This is a genomic window from Actinoplanes subtropicus (genome assembly GCF_000721705.1).
GTDB classification, from domain to species: domain Bacteria; phylum Actinomycetota; class Actinomycetes; order Mycobacteriales; family Micromonosporaceae; genus Actinoplanes; species Actinoplanes subtropicus.
In genome coordinates, this window is sequence record NZ_JOJL01000005.1 from 110,492 (window position 1) to 126,439 (window position 15,948).

A 15,948-nucleotide genomic window follows, 5' to 3' on the forward strand; every position below is an offset into this window, starting at 1 on the left:
CGACGGTCAGCCGGGTCCGGGGAGGTGGAGGAGGGCCGCGAGGGCGTCGCGGTGGCGGGCCGGGGTGCCGAAGGCGATCGCGTCGCTCTTGGCGCGTTTCAGGTAGAGGTGGGCCGGGTGCTCCCAGGTGAAGCCGATGCCGCCGTGCAGCTGTACGCAGTCCTGGGCGGCGCGGACCGCCACGTCGGCGCAGTGGGCCTGGGCCAGGTGGGCGGCGACGGGCGTGTCCGGGTCGCCGGTGGTGAGGCAGCCGGCGGCGTGGCGGGCCACCGCGCGGGCCTGGGTGATCTGCACCCACAGCTGGGCGAGGCGGTGCTTGACCGCCTGGAACGAGCCGATCGGGCGGCCGAACTGGTGCCGCTGCTTGACGTAGGCGACGGTCGTCTCCAGGCACCGGTCGGCGATGCCGAGTTGCTCGGCGGCCAGCAGCACGGCGCCGGCGGTGCGCGCGGCCGTCCACGCCCGGCCGGCCGGTGCTCCGGTGGCGAGGCGGACGGCCGGCGCGGCGTCGAACGAGATGTCGGCGAGCGGCCGGGTCTGGTCGAGCGAGGTGACCGCGGTGATCCGGGCGTCCGCGGCGGCGACCTGCCACAGGCTGCCGCCGGCCGGGACGATCAGGACGTCGGCGGGCAGGGCGTCGAGCACGCTCGTCACGGTGCCGGTGAGCGTGTCGCCGTCGGCCCGCACCGTAGGGGAGAGCGCACCGGCCGGAGGCGCGGCACCGAGTGGTGTGGACAGCGGGACGGCGAGCGTGGCGACCAGGTCGCCGTCGCTCAGCCGGCGCAGTAGTTCGGTGTCGTCGCAGGCGAGCAGCGCCGCAACGGCCTGGGCGCAGCCGAGATACGGGACCGGCGCGACGGACCGGCCCAGCTCCTCGGCGACCACCGCCGCCTCGCGCCAACCGGCGCCGGCGCCGCCGCGGCCGGCCGGCACGGGCAGCCCGGCGCAGCCGATCTCGGCGGCCAGCGTGTGCCACAGACCGGCGTCGTACGGCTCGCCGCCGTCGATCCGGGCCAGCACCGCCTGCCACGGGCTGCGGCCGGTGAGCACCTTGCGTACGGTCGCCCGGAGGTCTTCCTCGGTCTCGGTGTAGAGCAGGGCGGTCACCCGGTCACCTCGCGAGGCAGGCCGAGCACCCGCTCGGCGATGATGTTGCAGAGGATCTCCGACGTGCCGCCCTCGATGGAGTTCGCCCGGGCGCGCAGGTACCGGTAGCCGGGCGTGCGCAGCGCCCAGTCGACGGCCGGGGGACGGCGCATCGTCCAGTCGTCGTAGCGCAGGCCCTCCTCCCCCAGCAGCTCCAGCCCGAAGCCGGAGATCTCCTGGTTGAGCAGCGCGAACGCGTACTTGACCGCGGAGCCCTCGGCGCCGGGCTGCCCGGCCGCGAGCTGCTCGCCCAGCCGCCGGGCGGAGAGCCGGGCCGCCTCGGCCGCGACCCACAGCCGCATGAGCTCGTCGCGCGCGCCCGCCGTACGCACCGAAGGCCGTTCCCGCCAGGCCCGCGCGACGATGCCGATCATGCCGTGCTCGCGCGGCACGGGGGCGCCGCCGATCGCCACCCGCTCGTTCATGAGCGTGGTACGGGCGACCTGCCAGCCCTGGCCGATCCCGCCGATGCGGTCCGCGTCGGGGATCCGTACCTCGTCGAGGAAGACCTCGTTGAACTCGGCCTCGCCGGTGAGCTGGCGCAGCGGCCGCACGTCGACGCCCGGCGCGGTCATGTCGCAGGCGAAGAAGGTGAGCCCGTCGTGCTTGGGCGCGGCCGGGTCGGTGCGGGCGAGGAGGATCGCCCAGCGCGCCTCGTGCGCCGTCGACGTCCAGACCTTCTGCCCGCTGACCAGCCAGTCGTCGCCGTGGCGGACCGCGCGGGTGGTCAGCGAGGCGAGGTCGGAGCCGGCGCCGGGCTCGCTGAACAGCTGGCACCACAGCTCCTCGCCGGTCCACAGCGGGCGCAGCCAGCGGCGGCGTTGCTCGTCCGTGCCGTGCCGCAGGATGGTCGGCGCCGCCATGCCCAGCCCGACGGTGATGCGCAGCGGGTCGTTGTCCGGCGCGCCGGCCGCCGCGAGCACCTCGTCGACGACCGGCTGCAGGGCACGGGGCAGGTCGAGCCCGCCCAGCCCGCGCGGATAGTGCACCCAGGCGAGGCCGGCGTCGAACCGGGCGCGCAGGAAGTCGGTCGCCGGGTCGTACGCCGACAGGAACTCGCGGGTCCGCGCGGCCAGCTCATCGGCTCGCATACAACTCCTCGATCACCGCTTCGTGATTCGCGTACGCAACAGCGCGTTTGATCTTGAGCGTGGGGGTCAGCTCGCCGGCCTCGAGGCTGAAGTCGCGGTCGAGCACGGCGAACCGTTTGATCCGGGCGGGCCGGGAGACCTGCTCGTTGGCCTCGTCGACGATCGACTGCACGAGCTCGCGCACCCGCGGGTGCCCGGCCAGCACGGCCAGGTCACCGGCCAGTCCTCGCTCCCGCGCCCAGGGCAGGATCTCGTCGGGGTCCAGCGTGATCAGCGCGACCGGGTAGGGGCGGCGGTCGCCCAGGAGCAGGGCCTGCGAGATCCAGCGGGACTGCCGCAGCCGGTTCTCCAAGCCGGCCGGGGCGATGTTCTTGCCGGACGAGGTGATGATGATGTCCTTCTTGCGGCCGGTGATCGTGACGAACCGTCCTCGTCGAGGGTGCCCAGGTCGCCGGTGTGCAGCCAGCCGTCCACCAGGACCTCGCGGGTGGCCGCCGGGTCCCGCCAGTAGCCGGCGAAGACGTGCGGCCCGGCCATCAGCACCTCGCCGTCCTCGGCGATCCGGACCGAACCGCCGGGCACGGCCACGCCGACGGTGCCCAGGCGGTGCCGTTGCGGGGTGCTGACCGTCCCGCAGCCGGTGCTCTCGGTCATCCCGAAGCCCTCCAGGACCGGCACCCCGGCGTCGCGGAAGAACTCCAGCACCTCGGGCGCGATCGGCGCCGCGCCGGAGAGCGCCATCCGGAGCCGGCCGCCCAGCACGGCCCGTACCGTCGCGGCGTCGGCCCGGCCGGCGAGCGTGGTGTGCAGCTTCTCGAAGATGCGCGGCACCGACGGGAGGAACGTCGGGCGCACCTCGGCCAGCTCGGGGACCACCTGGCTCAGGTCGCCGCCGAAGTAGGCGAGCGTCGCCCCGGCCGAGAGGCAGCCGAACTGGACCAGCTGGGCGAAGACGTGCGCGAGCGGGAGGAAGAGGTAGACCAGGCCCTGCGCGGTGAGGTACTCCAGCTCCTCGGTGAACCGGGACACGGCCAGCCAGTTGTCGTGCGTGAGCACGCAGCCCTTGGGCGGCCCGGTGGTGCCCGAGGTGTAGATGATCAGGCACGGGCCGGCCGGGTCGATCGCGGCCCGGCGGCGCGCGAGCTCCGCGTCGGCGTCAGCCGTCCCCATTGGTGGCAGGTCGGGCGGGTACAGGACCATCTTGGCGCCGGAGTTGCCGACGATCCACTCGCGCTCGGCGTCCGAGCTGGTCGGGTAGATCGGCACCACCACGCCGCCGGCCGCGATCACGCCCAGGGCCAGGCGGGTCCACTCCGGACAGGTCGGCCCGAGGATGCCGACCCGGTCGCCGGTCGCCAGGCCGGAGGCCACCAGCCCGCGCGCGATCGCCGTGACGTCCGCGGCGAGCTCGGCGAAGGACTGGTCGCGCCAGGAGCCGTCCTGGCGGTAGCGCAGGGCGGGGCGGTCACCGAACCGCCGGGCGGCGTCGAAGGGCAGGTCGGCGATCGTACGCGAGATCATGCGCGGGTCACCTCCACGCCCTGAGCCTCCGGCACGGGGGCCCGCCGCCGGCAGTGCGGGAACCACAACACCTAACGGTGTGACCGGGCGTCCATCTGGTCGAGCGCCCGCGCGAGCTCGAGCCGCGACGAGACGTGCAGCTTCGCGTAGATGCGGGACAGGTAGACCTCGATGCTGCGCGGGCTGTAGTGCAGCGCCCCGGCGATCTCCCGGTTCCGCATTCCCTGCTGGACGAGCCGGGCCACCCGCTCCTCGGACTCGGTCAGCAGGCCGGCCCCGCCCGCGCGGGCGCGCGGCACCTTCGCGCCGAGCTCGTGCAGCCGCCGGCCGGCCCGGCGGCGCAGGCCGTGCGCGCCCAGCCGGGCGAACAGCCGGTAGGCGTCGTCCAGGGCCGGCACCTCATCGTCCACCAGGTCGCCGAGCGCCAGCTGGGCCCGCGCCCGTTCGAAGGCCAGGCCGCCCGACTCGGCCTCGGCGACCGCCCGGCGCAGTTCCGGCGGGTCGCGGTGCACCAGGCCGAGGGTGCGGTGCAGCGTGGTCGCCGCCCAGGGGGTGGTCGGTGGCGTCGCGACCAGCTCCTTCACCAGCGCGTCGCGCTCGCCCGGGGGCGGGTCCAGTTCGAGAAGCCGGGACAAGAGCAGGCAGCCGTACGGGGCGCCGCCCGGCTGGTCCAGGGCGGCCCGCAGGGTGGCGGCCGCCGCGGGGTCGCCGGTCGCGGCCCGATAGCCGGCCAGCGCCCAGGCGTGCAGGTCGGCGAGGTTGGGCATCCGCGGCGGTACGAGCGCGGCGAGCCGGGCGGCGGCCGCGAACTCTCCGCGCCAGGTGCGCATCTCCAGCTCGACCGCGCCCAGGGCGGCGGCGAGCAGGGCCTGCCGGCGTACGGTCAGCTCCGCGGTCGTGGTCCGCAGGCCCGCCAGGGCCGTCTCCCACCGCCCGCCCAGCCAGTCCAGCACCACCCGGGTCAGCGCCAGCTCCCCGGTGAACCGGTGCGGGGAGTCGCCGGCCAGCTCCGTCGCCTCCCGCAGCCGGCCGCCGGCCCGGGTCACCAGGCCGGCGAGGGCCTCGGTGGACGCGCACACGGCCAGCGCCTGCAGCCGCAGCGGCAGCGAGTCGCCGCCCGCGCGCAGCGCCCGGTCGCCGAGCGCGACCGTGTCGGCGTGCCGGCCCAGCATCGAGGCGAGGATCGCCAGCTGCTCGCAGACCACCACCTCCTCGGCCGGCGACCCCGGCCGGCAGGCGGCGGCGCGCTCGCCCTGCCGGGCCGCCTCCTCGGGCCGGCCCGCGAAGGCGAGCATCACGGCGCGCTGCGCCTGCATCGCGGCCGGCGGCCGGCCCACCGCGATCTCCCCGTCCGCCACCTCGATCGCCTCGTCGATGCGGTCCAGCAGGTACAGGCTGGTGACGACCGTGGTGGCGGTCCGGTAGCGCTCCTCCCCCGCGGGCAGCAGCGTGAGCGCCTCCCGGCCGGGCTCAACGGCCGGCTCGGGGCGGCCGGCCCGGGCCAGCGCGCGACTGCGCAGGGCGAGCAACCCGGCCCGCTCGGGCGCGCCGGGGCCGAGCACGGCCAGGGCCCGCTCGCAGAAGCCGGCGGCGGCGTCCGGCGCGGTGCGCAGCGCGTGCCGGGCGGCCTCGGCGAGCACGGCCACCGCGGTCGCGTCGCCGTGCGTGGCCGAGGCGGCCAGGTGGCGGGCCAGGTCGAGCAGGTCGGTCGGCTCGCCGCGCTCGCGGGCCGCGAGCATCGGCCGGGCGGCCCGCGCGTGCAGCCGGCGGCGCTGGGCCGGGCCGATCTCCTCGTACAGCGCCTCGGCGACGATGCGGTGCGCGAACCGGTAGCGGCGCTGGCCGTCGCGCACCACGACGGCGGTCCGGACCAGCTCGTCGAAGGCGGCCGCGACGGTTGCCGCGGGCTCGCCGGCCACCTCGGCGACCAGGGCGAGGCGTTCGAGCTCGACGGCCTCGAGCACGGCGAGGGCCTGGGCGACCGGGCGGGCCGCCGGGGCCACCACCCGGCGGAGCACGGCGCCCGTGCCGGCGAGCCGGATCTCCCCACTCTCGTCGAGCGACCGGGCGATCTCGATGGCGAAGAACGGGTTGCCGCCGGCCCGGGCGTGGATCTGGCCGGACAAGCCCTCGTCGGGCGGCTCGCCGAGCACCGGCGCGATCACGCCGGCGATCTCGTCGCGGTCGAGCGGGCCCAGCGTGACCGTGACCAGCTCGCCGCGCTCGCCGAGGCGGGCCAGCAACTCCTCGGCGGCCGGGCAGGGCCGGGCGAGGTGACCGCGCGCGGCGGTGACCAGCGCGATCGGCGCCGCGGCCAGCCGGCGCAGCACCACGGTGAACAGGGCGAGGCTGTCGTCGTCGAGGTCGGGCAGGTCGTCGGCGAGCACGGCCGTCGGCCCGGCCGCCGACATCGCGGTGAGCAGCCGGGTGAGCGCCGCGCACGCTCGCGGGAAAGAAGCCTCGTCGGCCTCGAGGACGGCCAGCGCGTCCTGCCGGAGGCCCTCGGTGTAGGCGTTGTCCGGCGTCAGCCCGCGCACGGAGGCGGCCAGCACGCCGTACGGCACCCGGCGCTCGAGCCGGTCCCCGGCGACCGCCAGGACGCGCCACCCGCGCTCGCCCAGCCGGGCGGCCACCTCGGCGAGCAGGCGCGACTTGCCGATGCCGGCCGCACCGGAGACGGCGGCCACCACCAGCCCGGCGGTCGGCACCCGGGACACGGCGTCGAGCACCCCGGCCAGTTCGGCCTCGCGCCCGGCAAACGTCATGTCAGCCAAGTTACCTTCGCGTTATCCGTTGAGGATCCCGCACTATCCCCGGACCGCCCGCGGTGCTGCGATCGCACCATGGCGATCGAAGGCACCTGCGACACCCGGTTCGCTTCCGTACGGGAGCAGTTCGAGCGCAACTTCGCCGACCGTGGGGAGGTCGGGGCGTCGGTCTGCGTGACCGTCGGCGGCGAGACCGTCGTCGACCTGTGGGGCGGCACGGCCGACCCGGCCACCGGCCGCGCCTGGGACCGGCAGACCATCGGCAACGTCTGGTCGGCCACCAAGGGCGCCACCGCACTCTGCGCCCACGTGCTGGCCGCCCGCGGCCAGCTGGACGTGGACGCGCCGGTGACCGCGTACTGGCCGGAGTTCGGCAAGAACGGCAAGGACGGCGTGCTGGTCCGGCACCTGCTCAGCCACCAGGCGGGCGTGCCCGCGGTGCGCGAGCCGCTGCCGGCGGGCTGCTTCTACGACTGGTCGCTGATGGCCGACGCGCTCGCCGCCGAGCAGCCGTTCTGGCGCCCCGGCACCCGCACCGGCTACCACGCGCTGACCTTCGGCTTCCTGGTCGGCGAGCTGGTCCGGCGGATCAGCGGGCGGTCGCTCGGCCGGTTCTTCGCCGAGGAGGTCGCCGGGCCGCTCGGCCTGGAGTTCTGGATCGGCCTGCCCGAGGAGCACGAGCACCGGGTGGCGCCGACGATCCCGGCGCCGCCGCCGGGGCCCGGCGATCCGATGCCGAGCCTCTACGTCGCCGCGCTCAGCGACCCGGCCTCGGTGCAGGGATTGATGCTGGCCAACAGCGGCGGCTACATGCTGGTGCCCGGCGAGTCGGACAGCCGGGCCGCGCACGCCGCGGAGATGGGCGCGGTGGGTGGCATGACCCAGGCGCGCGGCCTGGCCGGGATGTACCGGCCGCTGGCGCTGGGTGGCGGGGTCGACGGCGTGACGCTGGTCGGCCCGGAGCAGCTGTACCGGATGACCGCCGTCGTCTCCGCCACCTCGGTGGACGCGGTGCTGCTGGTGCCGACCCGCTGGACGATGGGCTACGTGAAGGGCGTCGACAACAGCTATCTGCCGGCGGCCGACCGGGAGGGGGTCCTGATCCCGGAGGAGGCATTCGGACACCCGGGCATGGGCGGGAGTTTCGGCTTCGCCGACCCGCGGGCGGGCCTGTCGTTCGGGTACACGATGAACCGGCAGGGCACCGGGCTGGGCATCAACGAGCGCGGGCAGTCACTGGTCGACGCCGTTTACCGGTCGCTCGGCCACCACCGGGCCGGCGGGGTGTGGATCGCCCCCTGAAAACCTCGCGCGAGACGCGCGTCCACGGCCTTGGGCCGCGCGGACGTCGCGTTCGCGCATCGGGGCGGTCGCCGCTGCGGTTGGGGAAGCCGTCACGCGTACGGTCGCCAGGTCTTGTCGTCGAGCTTGTTCCGGGAGCCGCCGCCGGCTCGCCGGGCCAGCACGACGCGGTCGATCTCGGTGCCGGACTCGGTGAGCGCGCGCAGGGTCAGCGTGGTGGTGCGGCCCTCGCCGGCGGGGGCGGCGTCGACGGCGACGAAGGAGTAGCCGGTGTAGCGGACCCGGGACCAGGTGACCTTCTCTCGGACCTGGGCGCGGCCGTCGGCCCAGACGTAGGACTCGACCTCGTCGACGTCGTGCCGGTGGCGGGCGTAGGAGTCGGGGGCGTCGAAGCTGTACAGGCCGCGCCCGCCGCCGCCGGCCGTGACGTAGACGGTGCCGTCCCGCGCGGGGTAAGCGGTTTCCCCGATGGAGATCTTCTTGGGGACACCGCCGCGCAGGGCATCGGTGCGTTCGTAGACGTGGTTGTGGCCGTTGATGACCAGGTCGACCCGGTGCTTGTCGAACAGCGGGACCCAGCGGGCGCGCACCCCGCCGTCGGAGGCGTGCGCGGTGGTGGTCGAGTAGGCGCACTGGTGGAAGAAGACCACGATGAAGTCGACGTCGGGCTGCTCGCGCAGGGAGGCGAGCCGCCGGTCGAGCCACGCGGTCTGGGCGCCGCCGGTGTAGTCGCGGTTGCCGGCCAGTTCCAGGCAGACGTCGTTGGCGTCGAGGGCGACCACGCCGACGTTGCCGTAGACGAACGAGTAGACGCCGGCCGCCTTCCGCGGGCCGTCGTCCGGGAAGTCCCAGCGGGCGCGCTGGCCGCCGTAGCCGTCCGGCGAGTACAGCGCCTCCATGTCGTGGTTGCCCAGGCAGGCCATCCACGGCACGGTCGCGGCGACCGGCTCGTTCTGGGCGAGGAACTGGTCCCAGGTGAGCGGGTTGTAGAGGTCGCCGGGCAAGCCCTTTCCGCTGGAGTCGGCGTAGCAGAGGTCGCCGGCGTGCAGGTGGAAGGCGGGCCGCTGGGCGATCAGCATGCCGTCGTTGGCCAGGGCGTGCGAGCTGACGCCCTGGTCGCCGAACGCGGTGAAGGTGAACGGCTCGGCGACGGTGCGACGGCTGGGCGCGGTGGTGAAAGCGTCGACCCGGCCGAAGCCGGTCAGGTCGGTCGGGTCGTAGCCGGCGTGCCCGACCACGTAGTAGTACGTGGTGTCGGGCAGCAGGCCGGCGGCGGTGGCGTGCACGTAGTACTGGTCGGTCGCCGGAATGACGCCGGCCAGTTCGGTGTGCAGCGGGCGGATCTCGGCGTCGATCCGCGGGCCGAGCGTGTCCAGCGACGAGCCGATCCGCAGGAACGGGCGCCGCACCCGGTGCGGGACCTGCCAGCCGACGGTGACCGTGGTGCGCGGGTCGGCGCCCCAGGCGAGGTGCCGGCCGAACGGGACGACCATGCGGCCGGGCGGGATGTCGGGCTGCCGCCAGAACGCGGGAGCCGGGCCGCCGATCGCGATCAAGGCGGCGGCAGCGGCGGCGCCGGTTATCAGGGTGCGGCGGCTGACCAGCAGGGCGTGCTGTTCGGCGATGCTCAGCCGCGCGGCGAGTCGGTCCGGCAGGCCCATGCGGGGGATGTCGGTCGGCACGGGTTTGACCGTATCATCCCGTTTGCCCGGACTGTCCGTAGATTCCGCCCGAAACCGCTCCGGCGGCACCGATTCCGGCCGACAGTGGGGGTAACACCTGATCCCGGGAGTCGCGGATGTCGGACGGCGAGTTCCACGCCTTCGTCGGCCTGCTGGCCGCCGCCGGGCTGGTGCTGGCCGTCCTCGCCGTCGCCGGCTTCGACCAGCGGGCGGGTTCCCGGTTCACCGACGGGATGGTCGCGGCCGCCTACCTCGGCGGCGCGGCCTACCTGCAGGTCACCGGGCGGAGCCTGCCGATCTACTTCTTCGCGGCCGGGGCGCCGGTCCTGGTGCTGCTGCTGCTGCATCTGCTGCGGGAGCGGGCCCGGGCGAGACGCAAGCGGCTCGCCGCCGGCTTGACCAAGATGTACGCGAAACCGCCGGCCAACACGCCGTTGACGCCGTACCCGGCGCCCCCGCCGCCGCTCGACCCGGCGTCCCGGACGAAGGACAAGCCGCCGGAGCCGGTCGCGCCCCGCGCCTACCGGCCGATGCCGTCGGGGTTGCCGCCCCGGGGCGAGGCCGCGCCCCCACCGCCGGCCGGGCACGACACCACGCCCCCGCAGCCGGCCGGGCACGACATCGCGCCCCCGCGGCCGGCAGCGCACGCCGAGCCGGCCGGGCACGACACCGCGCCCCCGCCGCCGGCCGGGCACGACGCCACGCCCCCGCAGCCGGCCGGGCACGACATCGCGCCCCCGCGGCCGACAGCGCACGCCGAGCCGGCCGGGCACGACACCGCGCCCCCGCCGCCGGCCGGGCACGACGCCGCGCTCCCGCCGCAGCCGGCACACGCCGAGCGAGCCGGGCACGACACCGCGCCCCCGCGGCCGGCAGCGCACGCCGAGCCGGCCGGGCACGACACCGCGCCCCCGCCGCAGCCGGCACACGCCGAGCTGGCCGGGCACGACACCGCGGGCGTGGAGGAGACCAGCAGCCGACTGCGGCGGCCGGCGTACCTGGAGGCGCCGGACCCCCGGCGGAGCAGCGGACGACACCGGGCGGCCGGCTCCGACGACTAAGCTGCGCTCATGGGCATCGATGCGTTGCGGCGGGGAAAGCGCTTGCTTCTGGCCATCACGGTCGCGGTAGTCACACTGCCGGGCGCTCCCGCCCTGGCCGCCGCCGGGCCGCAGGGGCTGCGGGTGCCCCCGCTCGCGTACGACGACCACAGCGTCACCCTCGCCTGGCCGGCGCCGCCCGATGCGGCCGGCATCGTCGACTATCGCGTGTATCAGGACGGCGTCCCGGTCGGGACCGCCAACCAGGGCGCGGCCGGCGCGGCGCCGGACTCCATCCGGCGGTTCTACGCCGACCCGGGCAACGACCGGCAGGTGCGGATCGCGACGACCAGCTACACCGTGAAAGGGCTCACCCCGGGCACGAAATACCGATTCACGGTGCGAGCCGTGTACGCGGACGGCACGGAATCGCGGGCCGGGAACACGGTCGTGCAGTCGACGGCGGCGCCGCCGGCCGTGTACAACGTCGCCGACTACGGCGCGGTGGGCGACGGCACGACGCTCAACACAGCCGCCATCCAGCGGGCGATCGACGCCTGCCGGCGCGCGTGCAAGGTGCTCGTCCCGGCCGGCACCTTCAAGACCGGGGCGATCTGGCTGCACAGCGACATGACCCTCGAGGTGGCGAAGGGCGCCCGGCTGCTGGGCTCGGAGCGGGCCGCCGACTACCCGTGGCACTACCTGCTCTATCCGTACTCGACCGACGAGCGGTTCTACTCGCTGATCAACGCGCACACCTACGACTACGGGAGCATCCACGACCTCCGGATCGTCGGCGAGGGCACGATCGACGGCAACGGGTGGAAACAGACCGGCACCGACGGCGACGGGAACCCCGTCTACGCCAAGGGCAGCGAGTCGACCGTGCGGCAGACCGGCGTCCTGGCCGCCGACCAGGTGACCCGGGCGGCCGCGCTGGGCAGCCCGGCGCCCTACCCGACCCGATCGAATCTGATCACGCTGCGCGGGGCGCGCGACGTCTACCTCGGCGGGTTCACCGCGGAGAACCCGTCGAACCACACGATCTCGCTGATCCACGACCGGGACGTCACGGTCGACGACGTGAACATCCAGACGTACGACGCGAACAACGGCGACGGCGTCGAGTGGGTCGACAGCGACGGGCTGACCGTGATGAACACGGTCTTCAACACCGGCGACGACTGCATGAACTTCGCGGCCGGCCTGGGCGCGGCGGCCCCCGCCGACGGGCCGAGCCAGCACGCCTGGATCTTCGACAACTACTTCCGCCACGGGCACGGCGCGGTGGTGACGGGCAGCCACACCGGCGCGTGGATCCAGCACATCCTGGCCGAGAACAACGTCGTCGACGGCACCGACGTGGGCCTGCGGATGAAGACCGCACCGGCCAACGGCGGCGGCGTACGCGACGTGGTGTTCCGGGACACGGCGATCAGGGCGACCACCGCCGAGGCGTTCGTCTTCACTTCGGCGTACGGGGATCCGAACGCGGCGATCGTGGTCGAGCCGGCGCGGGTGCCGGCCCGGTTCGAGCACGTCCGCGTGGAGAACGTGACGGTGGACGGCACCGGCGGGCCCAGCATTCACGTGGTCGGCGTGGCCGGGGCGCCGCACCTGGACTTGACGTTCACCGGGGTGCGGTTCCTGCACGCGCAGCGAACGGCGCTCGCCTACCTGCGGGAAAGCGCTTTCCGCGACGTGTCGTTCGACAGCACCCCGAACCCGTGGGTGATCACGAACTCGACCGGGCTCTCGTTCACCGGGACGACCACGACCGACGCGGTGTCGACGGACGCCTCGGCCGGGCCGGTGTTCCCGCCCGGCGCCCGGCTCACCGCCGCCGCCCCCGCGTCCACCCCTGCCTCTGCCTCCGCCCCCGCGTCCGCCCCCGCGTCCGCCTCCGCCTCCGCCTCCGCCTCCGCCTCCGCCCCCGCGTCCGCCCCTGCTTCCGCCTCCGCCTCCGCCTCCGCCTCCGCCTCCGCCTCCGCCTCCGCCTCCGCCTCCGCCTCCGCCTCCGCCTCCGCCTCCGAGATGCTCAGCTGGCCCGCCGCGTACGACAACTCGGCGGTAAGCGCTTACCAAGTCCTCCGGGACGGTGTCGTGGTGGCGGTCGTCCCGGGGACGAGCTACGCCGCCGCCGGGCTTGTGCCGGCGCTGCGATACCGGTTCGCGGTGCGCGCGGTCGACGCGACCGGCAACGCCGGCCGGTCGCTGTCGGCTTCGGTGACGACGACCGGTGAGCAGGACAGGACCCCGCCGGTGACGTCCCCCTCCGTCGTAGCCGGCTCCCCCGGCTACACCTGGGCGCGGCTGACCTGGGCGGCGGCGACCGACAATTACGGCGTCGACCACTACGACATCGCCGCGAACGGACGGCGGATCGGGCGGTCCGGCGGGACCAGCTTCGTGGCGACCGGGCTGACGGCGGGCACCACGTACACGTTCACGGTCACCGCGGTCGACGCGAGCGGCAACGCCACGACCTACCCGGGAACGGCAACCGCAACCACGCTGCCGCCGTACGACACGGGCGCGCCGTTCTGGCCGACGCCGCACCCGCCGCTGGTCATCCGTCAGGTCGCGGGCACCTCGGTCACGGTGAGCTGGCCGGCCGCGCGCGACGACCGTAAGGTAACCGCTTACCGCGTGCTGGTCGACGGGCAACCGGTCGGGACGGGCGACTTCACGCCGATCTCCACGACCGCCACCACCTCCGAGACCGCCTACAAGATCACCGGGCTGGCGCCGGCCACCCGCTACCGGATCGCGGTCGAGGCCGGCGACGCGATGGGCCGGTGGACCGGCCCACACCCCACCGCCGTCGTGACCACCACAGCCGGTGCAGCGGCCCACACCCTGCCACAGTCCTGACCACCACAGCCGGTCGAGCGGCCCAAACCCCGCCACAGTCCTGACCACCACAGCCGGTCGAGCGGCCCAAACCCCGCCACAGTCCTGACCACCACAGCCGGTGCAGCGGCCCACACCCCGCCACAGTCCAGACCACCACAGCCGGTGAAGCCACCCGCACCCCACCGCCCGTCGTGACCACCACAGCCGGTGAAGCCCGCCCGCACCCGCCGCCGTCGTGACCACCACAGCCGGTGCAGCGGCCCGCGCCCGGCCGCCGACGTGACCACCGCGCGGCGGTAGTCCGTGGCAAGGTGGCGGGATGGACTACCGCCGTACGTACCGGTCGGCCGCCGTCGCCTACGCCGATCTCGTCAGCCGCCTGCCCGCCGACCGGTGGGACGCCCCCGCCGCCCTCGGCGACTGGACGCTGCGCGACCTGGTCGGCCACACCGCCGGCTCGGCCCTGCGCCAGGTCCCCGAGGTCCTCGGCACCCCGGCGTCCGAGGTGCTGGTCGCGACGGCCGAGGGCTATTTCGCGTACGGCCGGGGCGTGCCCGACCATGTCCTGGCGGCCGCGGCCGCCGCCTCCACCGACGACGCCCGCGCCACCGGTGTGTCCCTGGGCGACGACCCGGCGGCGGTGATCGGTGAGCTGGCCGGGCGGGCGACCCACGCCCTGGCGGAGGCCGGCGACGACGACATCGTGGCCACGCCGGTCGGCGGCATGCGCGTCCGCGACTGGCTGCCGACCCGCACCTTCGAGCTGGTCGTGCACGGGCTGGACGCGGCGGCCGCCGGCGGCGTACCGCATGGTCTGGCCCTGGAAGCCGTCGCCGAGGCGACCACCCTGGCCACCCGCCTGGCGCTCGCCCTCGGCGAGGGCGACGCGCTGCTGCGGACGCTGACCGGCCGGGGCGAGCTGCCGCCGAAGTTCACCGTGCTGACCACCTGAGCGGCCGGCGGGGCACACGAAGATCGGCGACTGGGGCATGCTGGTGCCGTGAATCCCGCAGAGTCCCTCGATGTGCTCCGGCTGTCCTGGCAGCCGGAGGCCGCCGACTACATCGAAGCGTTCAAGGCCCGCAACAAGCGACGCCGGGTGAACTGGTTCGTCGGCTTGCTGTCCGCGATCGGCTTCGCCTTCGCGGTGCTGGCGATCGTCGCCCGGCAGCCCGGACCGGCGGTGATCGGCGTGCTGGCGGGGGTGCTGTTCCCGCTCGCCGTGCCGTTCGTGGTCAAGTCCAGCACGAACGCGCTGTGGCGCCGCAACCCGGCCCTCCAGCAGCCGGTCCAGATGGTCGTCGACGCCCGCGGGGCCGGCGGCGACGCGCCCGTGATCATGATGAACCCGGGCGCGATGCACGTCATGACCGGCAGCGTCCAGCACCAGTGGGCCGAGATCGGCCCGGTGCTGGAGACCGGGCGGGTGTTCGTCGTCCAGCTCGCCGGGCAGCGGAACAAGGTGTTCTTCCTGCTGGCCAAGCGAGGCCTGACCGGCCCGGCCCAGGAGGAGAGCCTGCGCCGCCTGCTGCTCAGATGAGCCCCAGGCGGCGGACGGCGTCGCGCTCCTCGGCCAGCTCGGCCACCGAGACGTCGATGCGGGCGCGGGAGAACTCGCTCACCTCGAGCCCCTGGACGATCGTGAAACGGCCATCGGTCGCGGTGACCGGGAACGAGGAGATCAATCCTTCCGGTACGCCGTAGGACCCGTCCGAGACGACCGCGGCCGAGGTCCAGTCGCCGGCCCGGGTGCCGTTCGTCCAGTCGTACACGTGGTCGATCGCGGCCGAGGCGGCCGAGGCCGCGGACGACGCGCCCCGGACCTCGATGATCTCGGCGCCGCGCTTGGCCACCCGCGGGATGAACTCGCCGGCCAGCCACTCCTGCTCGACCAGGTCGGCGACGGGGCGGCCGCCGGCCCGGGCGTGCGACACGTCCGGGTACTGGGTGGCCGAGTGGTTGCCCCAGATGGTGATCCGGTCGAGCTCGGACACCGGCACGCCGAGCTTGCCGGACAGCTGCGCGAGGGCCCGGTTGTGGTCGAGCCGGGTCATCGCGGTGAACCGGTCGGCCGGGACGTCCGGCGCGTGCGAGCGGGCGATCAGGGCGTTGGTGTTGGCCGGGTTGCCGACCACGAGCACCCGCACGTCGGCGGCGGCGCCGGCGTTGATGGCCTCGCCCTGCGGTTTGAAGATGCCGCCGTTCGCCTCGAGCAGGTCGCCGCGCTCCATGCCCTTCGTGCGGGGCCGGGCGCCGACGAGGAGCGCGACGTTCACCCCGTCGAAGGCCGGCTTGGCGTGGTCGACGACGTCGACCCCGGCGAGCAGCGGGAAAGCGCCGTCCTCCAGCTCGAGGGCGGTGCCTTCGGCGGCGCGTACGGCGGCCGGGATCTCCAGGAGCCGCAGCCGCACCGGCCGGTCGGCCCCGAGGAGCTGCCCGGACGCGATCCGGAACAGCAGGGCATACCCGATCTGCCCCGCCGCCCCGGTAACGGTCACGGTCGCCGGTGCGTTCGTCATGCGTACTCCCTGAGGTTTGTGGG

12 protein-coding genes are annotated in these 15,948 nt (G+C 74.9%); 5 read left to right on the plus strand and 7 right to left on the minus strand.

Features of this window, described 5'->3' with window-relative positions; genetic code table 11:
- Positions 1–6 precede the first annotated feature (6 nt).
- The 5 genes from IH26_RS0109100 to IH26_RS0109115 all read right to left on the minus strand — a co-directional run bounded on the left by IH26_RS0109100 (position 7) and on the right by IH26_RS0109115 (position 6,523).
- On the minus strand, positions 7–1,107 hold the full coding sequence (locus IH26_RS0109100; protein WP_030435689.1) for an acyl-CoA dehydrogenase family protein: 1,101 nt from the start codon (positions 1,105–1,107) through the stop codon (positions 7–9).
- The gene (locus IH26_RS0109105; protein ID WP_030435690.1) at positions 1,104–2,237 is read right to left on the minus strand and encodes an acyl-CoA dehydrogenase family protein; all 1,134 of its coding nucleotides are present in this window, start codon (positions 2,235–2,237) and stop codon (positions 1,104–1,106) included. Before IH26_RS0109105 ends, IH26_RS0109100 begins: the two co-directional genes overlap by 4 nt.
- Positions 2,224–2,589: a hypothetical protein gene (locus tag IH26_RS62040; RefSeq protein ID WP_051807815.1), complete on the minus strand. Its 366-nt coding sequence runs from the start codon at positions 2,587–2,589 to the stop codon at positions 2,224–2,226. The genes IH26_RS0109105 and IH26_RS62040 overlap by 14 nt, the downstream gene beginning before the upstream one ends.
- A complete protein-coding gene (locus IH26_RS53330) occupies positions 2,508–3,758 on the minus strand; it encodes an AMP-dependent synthetase/ligase (RefSeq protein WP_051807816.1) in 1,251 nt (416 codons plus the stop codon). Before IH26_RS53330 ends, IH26_RS62040 begins: the two co-directional genes overlap by 82 nt.
- A gap of 71 nt (positions 3,759–3,829) precedes the next feature.
- Positions 3,830–6,523 carry an ATP-binding protein gene (locus tag IH26_RS0109115; protein ID WP_030435691.1) on the minus strand — a complete coding sequence of 898 codons (2,694 nt, stop codon included), beginning with the start codon at positions 6,521–6,523 and terminating at the stop codon, positions 3,830–3,832.
- Positions 6,524–6,601: 78 nt separating this feature from the next.
- On the opposite strand from IH26_RS0109115, the gene IH26_RS0109120 reads away from it, so the two are divergent.
- Positions 6,602–7,828 carry a serine hydrolase domain-containing protein gene (locus IH26_RS0109120; RefSeq protein WP_030435692.1) on the plus strand — a complete coding sequence of 409 codons (1,227 nt, stop codon included), beginning with the start codon at positions 6,602–6,604 and terminating at the stop codon, positions 7,826–7,828.
- A gap of 92 nt (positions 7,829–7,920) precedes the next feature.
- On the opposite strand, the gene IH26_RS0109125 is transcribed toward IH26_RS0109120, so the two are convergent.
- Positions 7,921–9,510 carry a purple acid phosphatase family protein gene (locus IH26_RS0109125; protein ID WP_245665053.1) on the minus strand — a complete coding sequence of 530 codons (1,590 nt, stop codon included), beginning with the start codon at positions 9,508–9,510 and terminating at the stop codon, positions 7,921–7,923.
- 116 nt (positions 9,511–9,626) lie between these two features.
- Here IH26_RS0109125 and IH26_RS0109130 point away from each other — a divergent pair, with 116 nt between their 5' ends.
- The 4 genes from IH26_RS0109130 to IH26_RS0109145 all read left to right on the plus strand — a co-directional run bounded on the left by IH26_RS0109130 (position 9,627) and on the right by IH26_RS0109145 (position 14,946).
- Positions 9,627–10,571, plus strand: a complete 945-nt coding sequence (locus IH26_RS0109130) for a hypothetical protein (protein ID WP_030435694.1) — start codon at positions 9,627–9,629, stop codon at positions 10,569–10,571.
- 9 nt (positions 10,572–10,580) lie between these two features.
- Positions 10,581–13,424, plus strand: a complete 2,844-nt coding sequence (locus IH26_RS63855) for a fibronectin type III domain-containing protein (protein ID WP_051807818.1) — start codon at positions 10,581–10,583, stop codon at positions 13,422–13,424.
- Positions 13,425–13,725: 301 nt separating this feature from the next.
- Positions 13,726–14,358 (plus strand): maleylpyruvate isomerase N-terminal domain-containing protein, encoded by a 633-nt coding sequence (locus IH26_RS0109140; RefSeq protein WP_030435696.1) that lies wholly within the window; start codon positions 13,726–13,728, stop codon positions 14,356–14,358.
- 48 nt (positions 14,359–14,406) lie between these two features.
- Positions 14,407–14,946, plus strand: coding sequence for a hypothetical protein (locus IH26_RS0109145; RefSeq protein WP_157437124.1), 540 nt, complete (start codon positions 14,407–14,409; stop codon positions 14,944–14,946).
- Here IH26_RS0109145 and IH26_RS0109150 read toward each other — a convergent pair.
- Positions 14,939–15,925 carry a malate dehydrogenase gene (locus tag IH26_RS0109150; protein WP_030435698.1) on the minus strand — a complete coding sequence of 329 codons (987 nt, stop codon included), beginning with the start codon at positions 15,923–15,925 and terminating at the stop codon, positions 14,939–14,941. The two genes, IH26_RS0109145 and IH26_RS0109150, sit on opposite strands and share 8 nt — an antisense overlap.
- Positions 15,926–15,948: the final 23 nt, after the last annotated feature.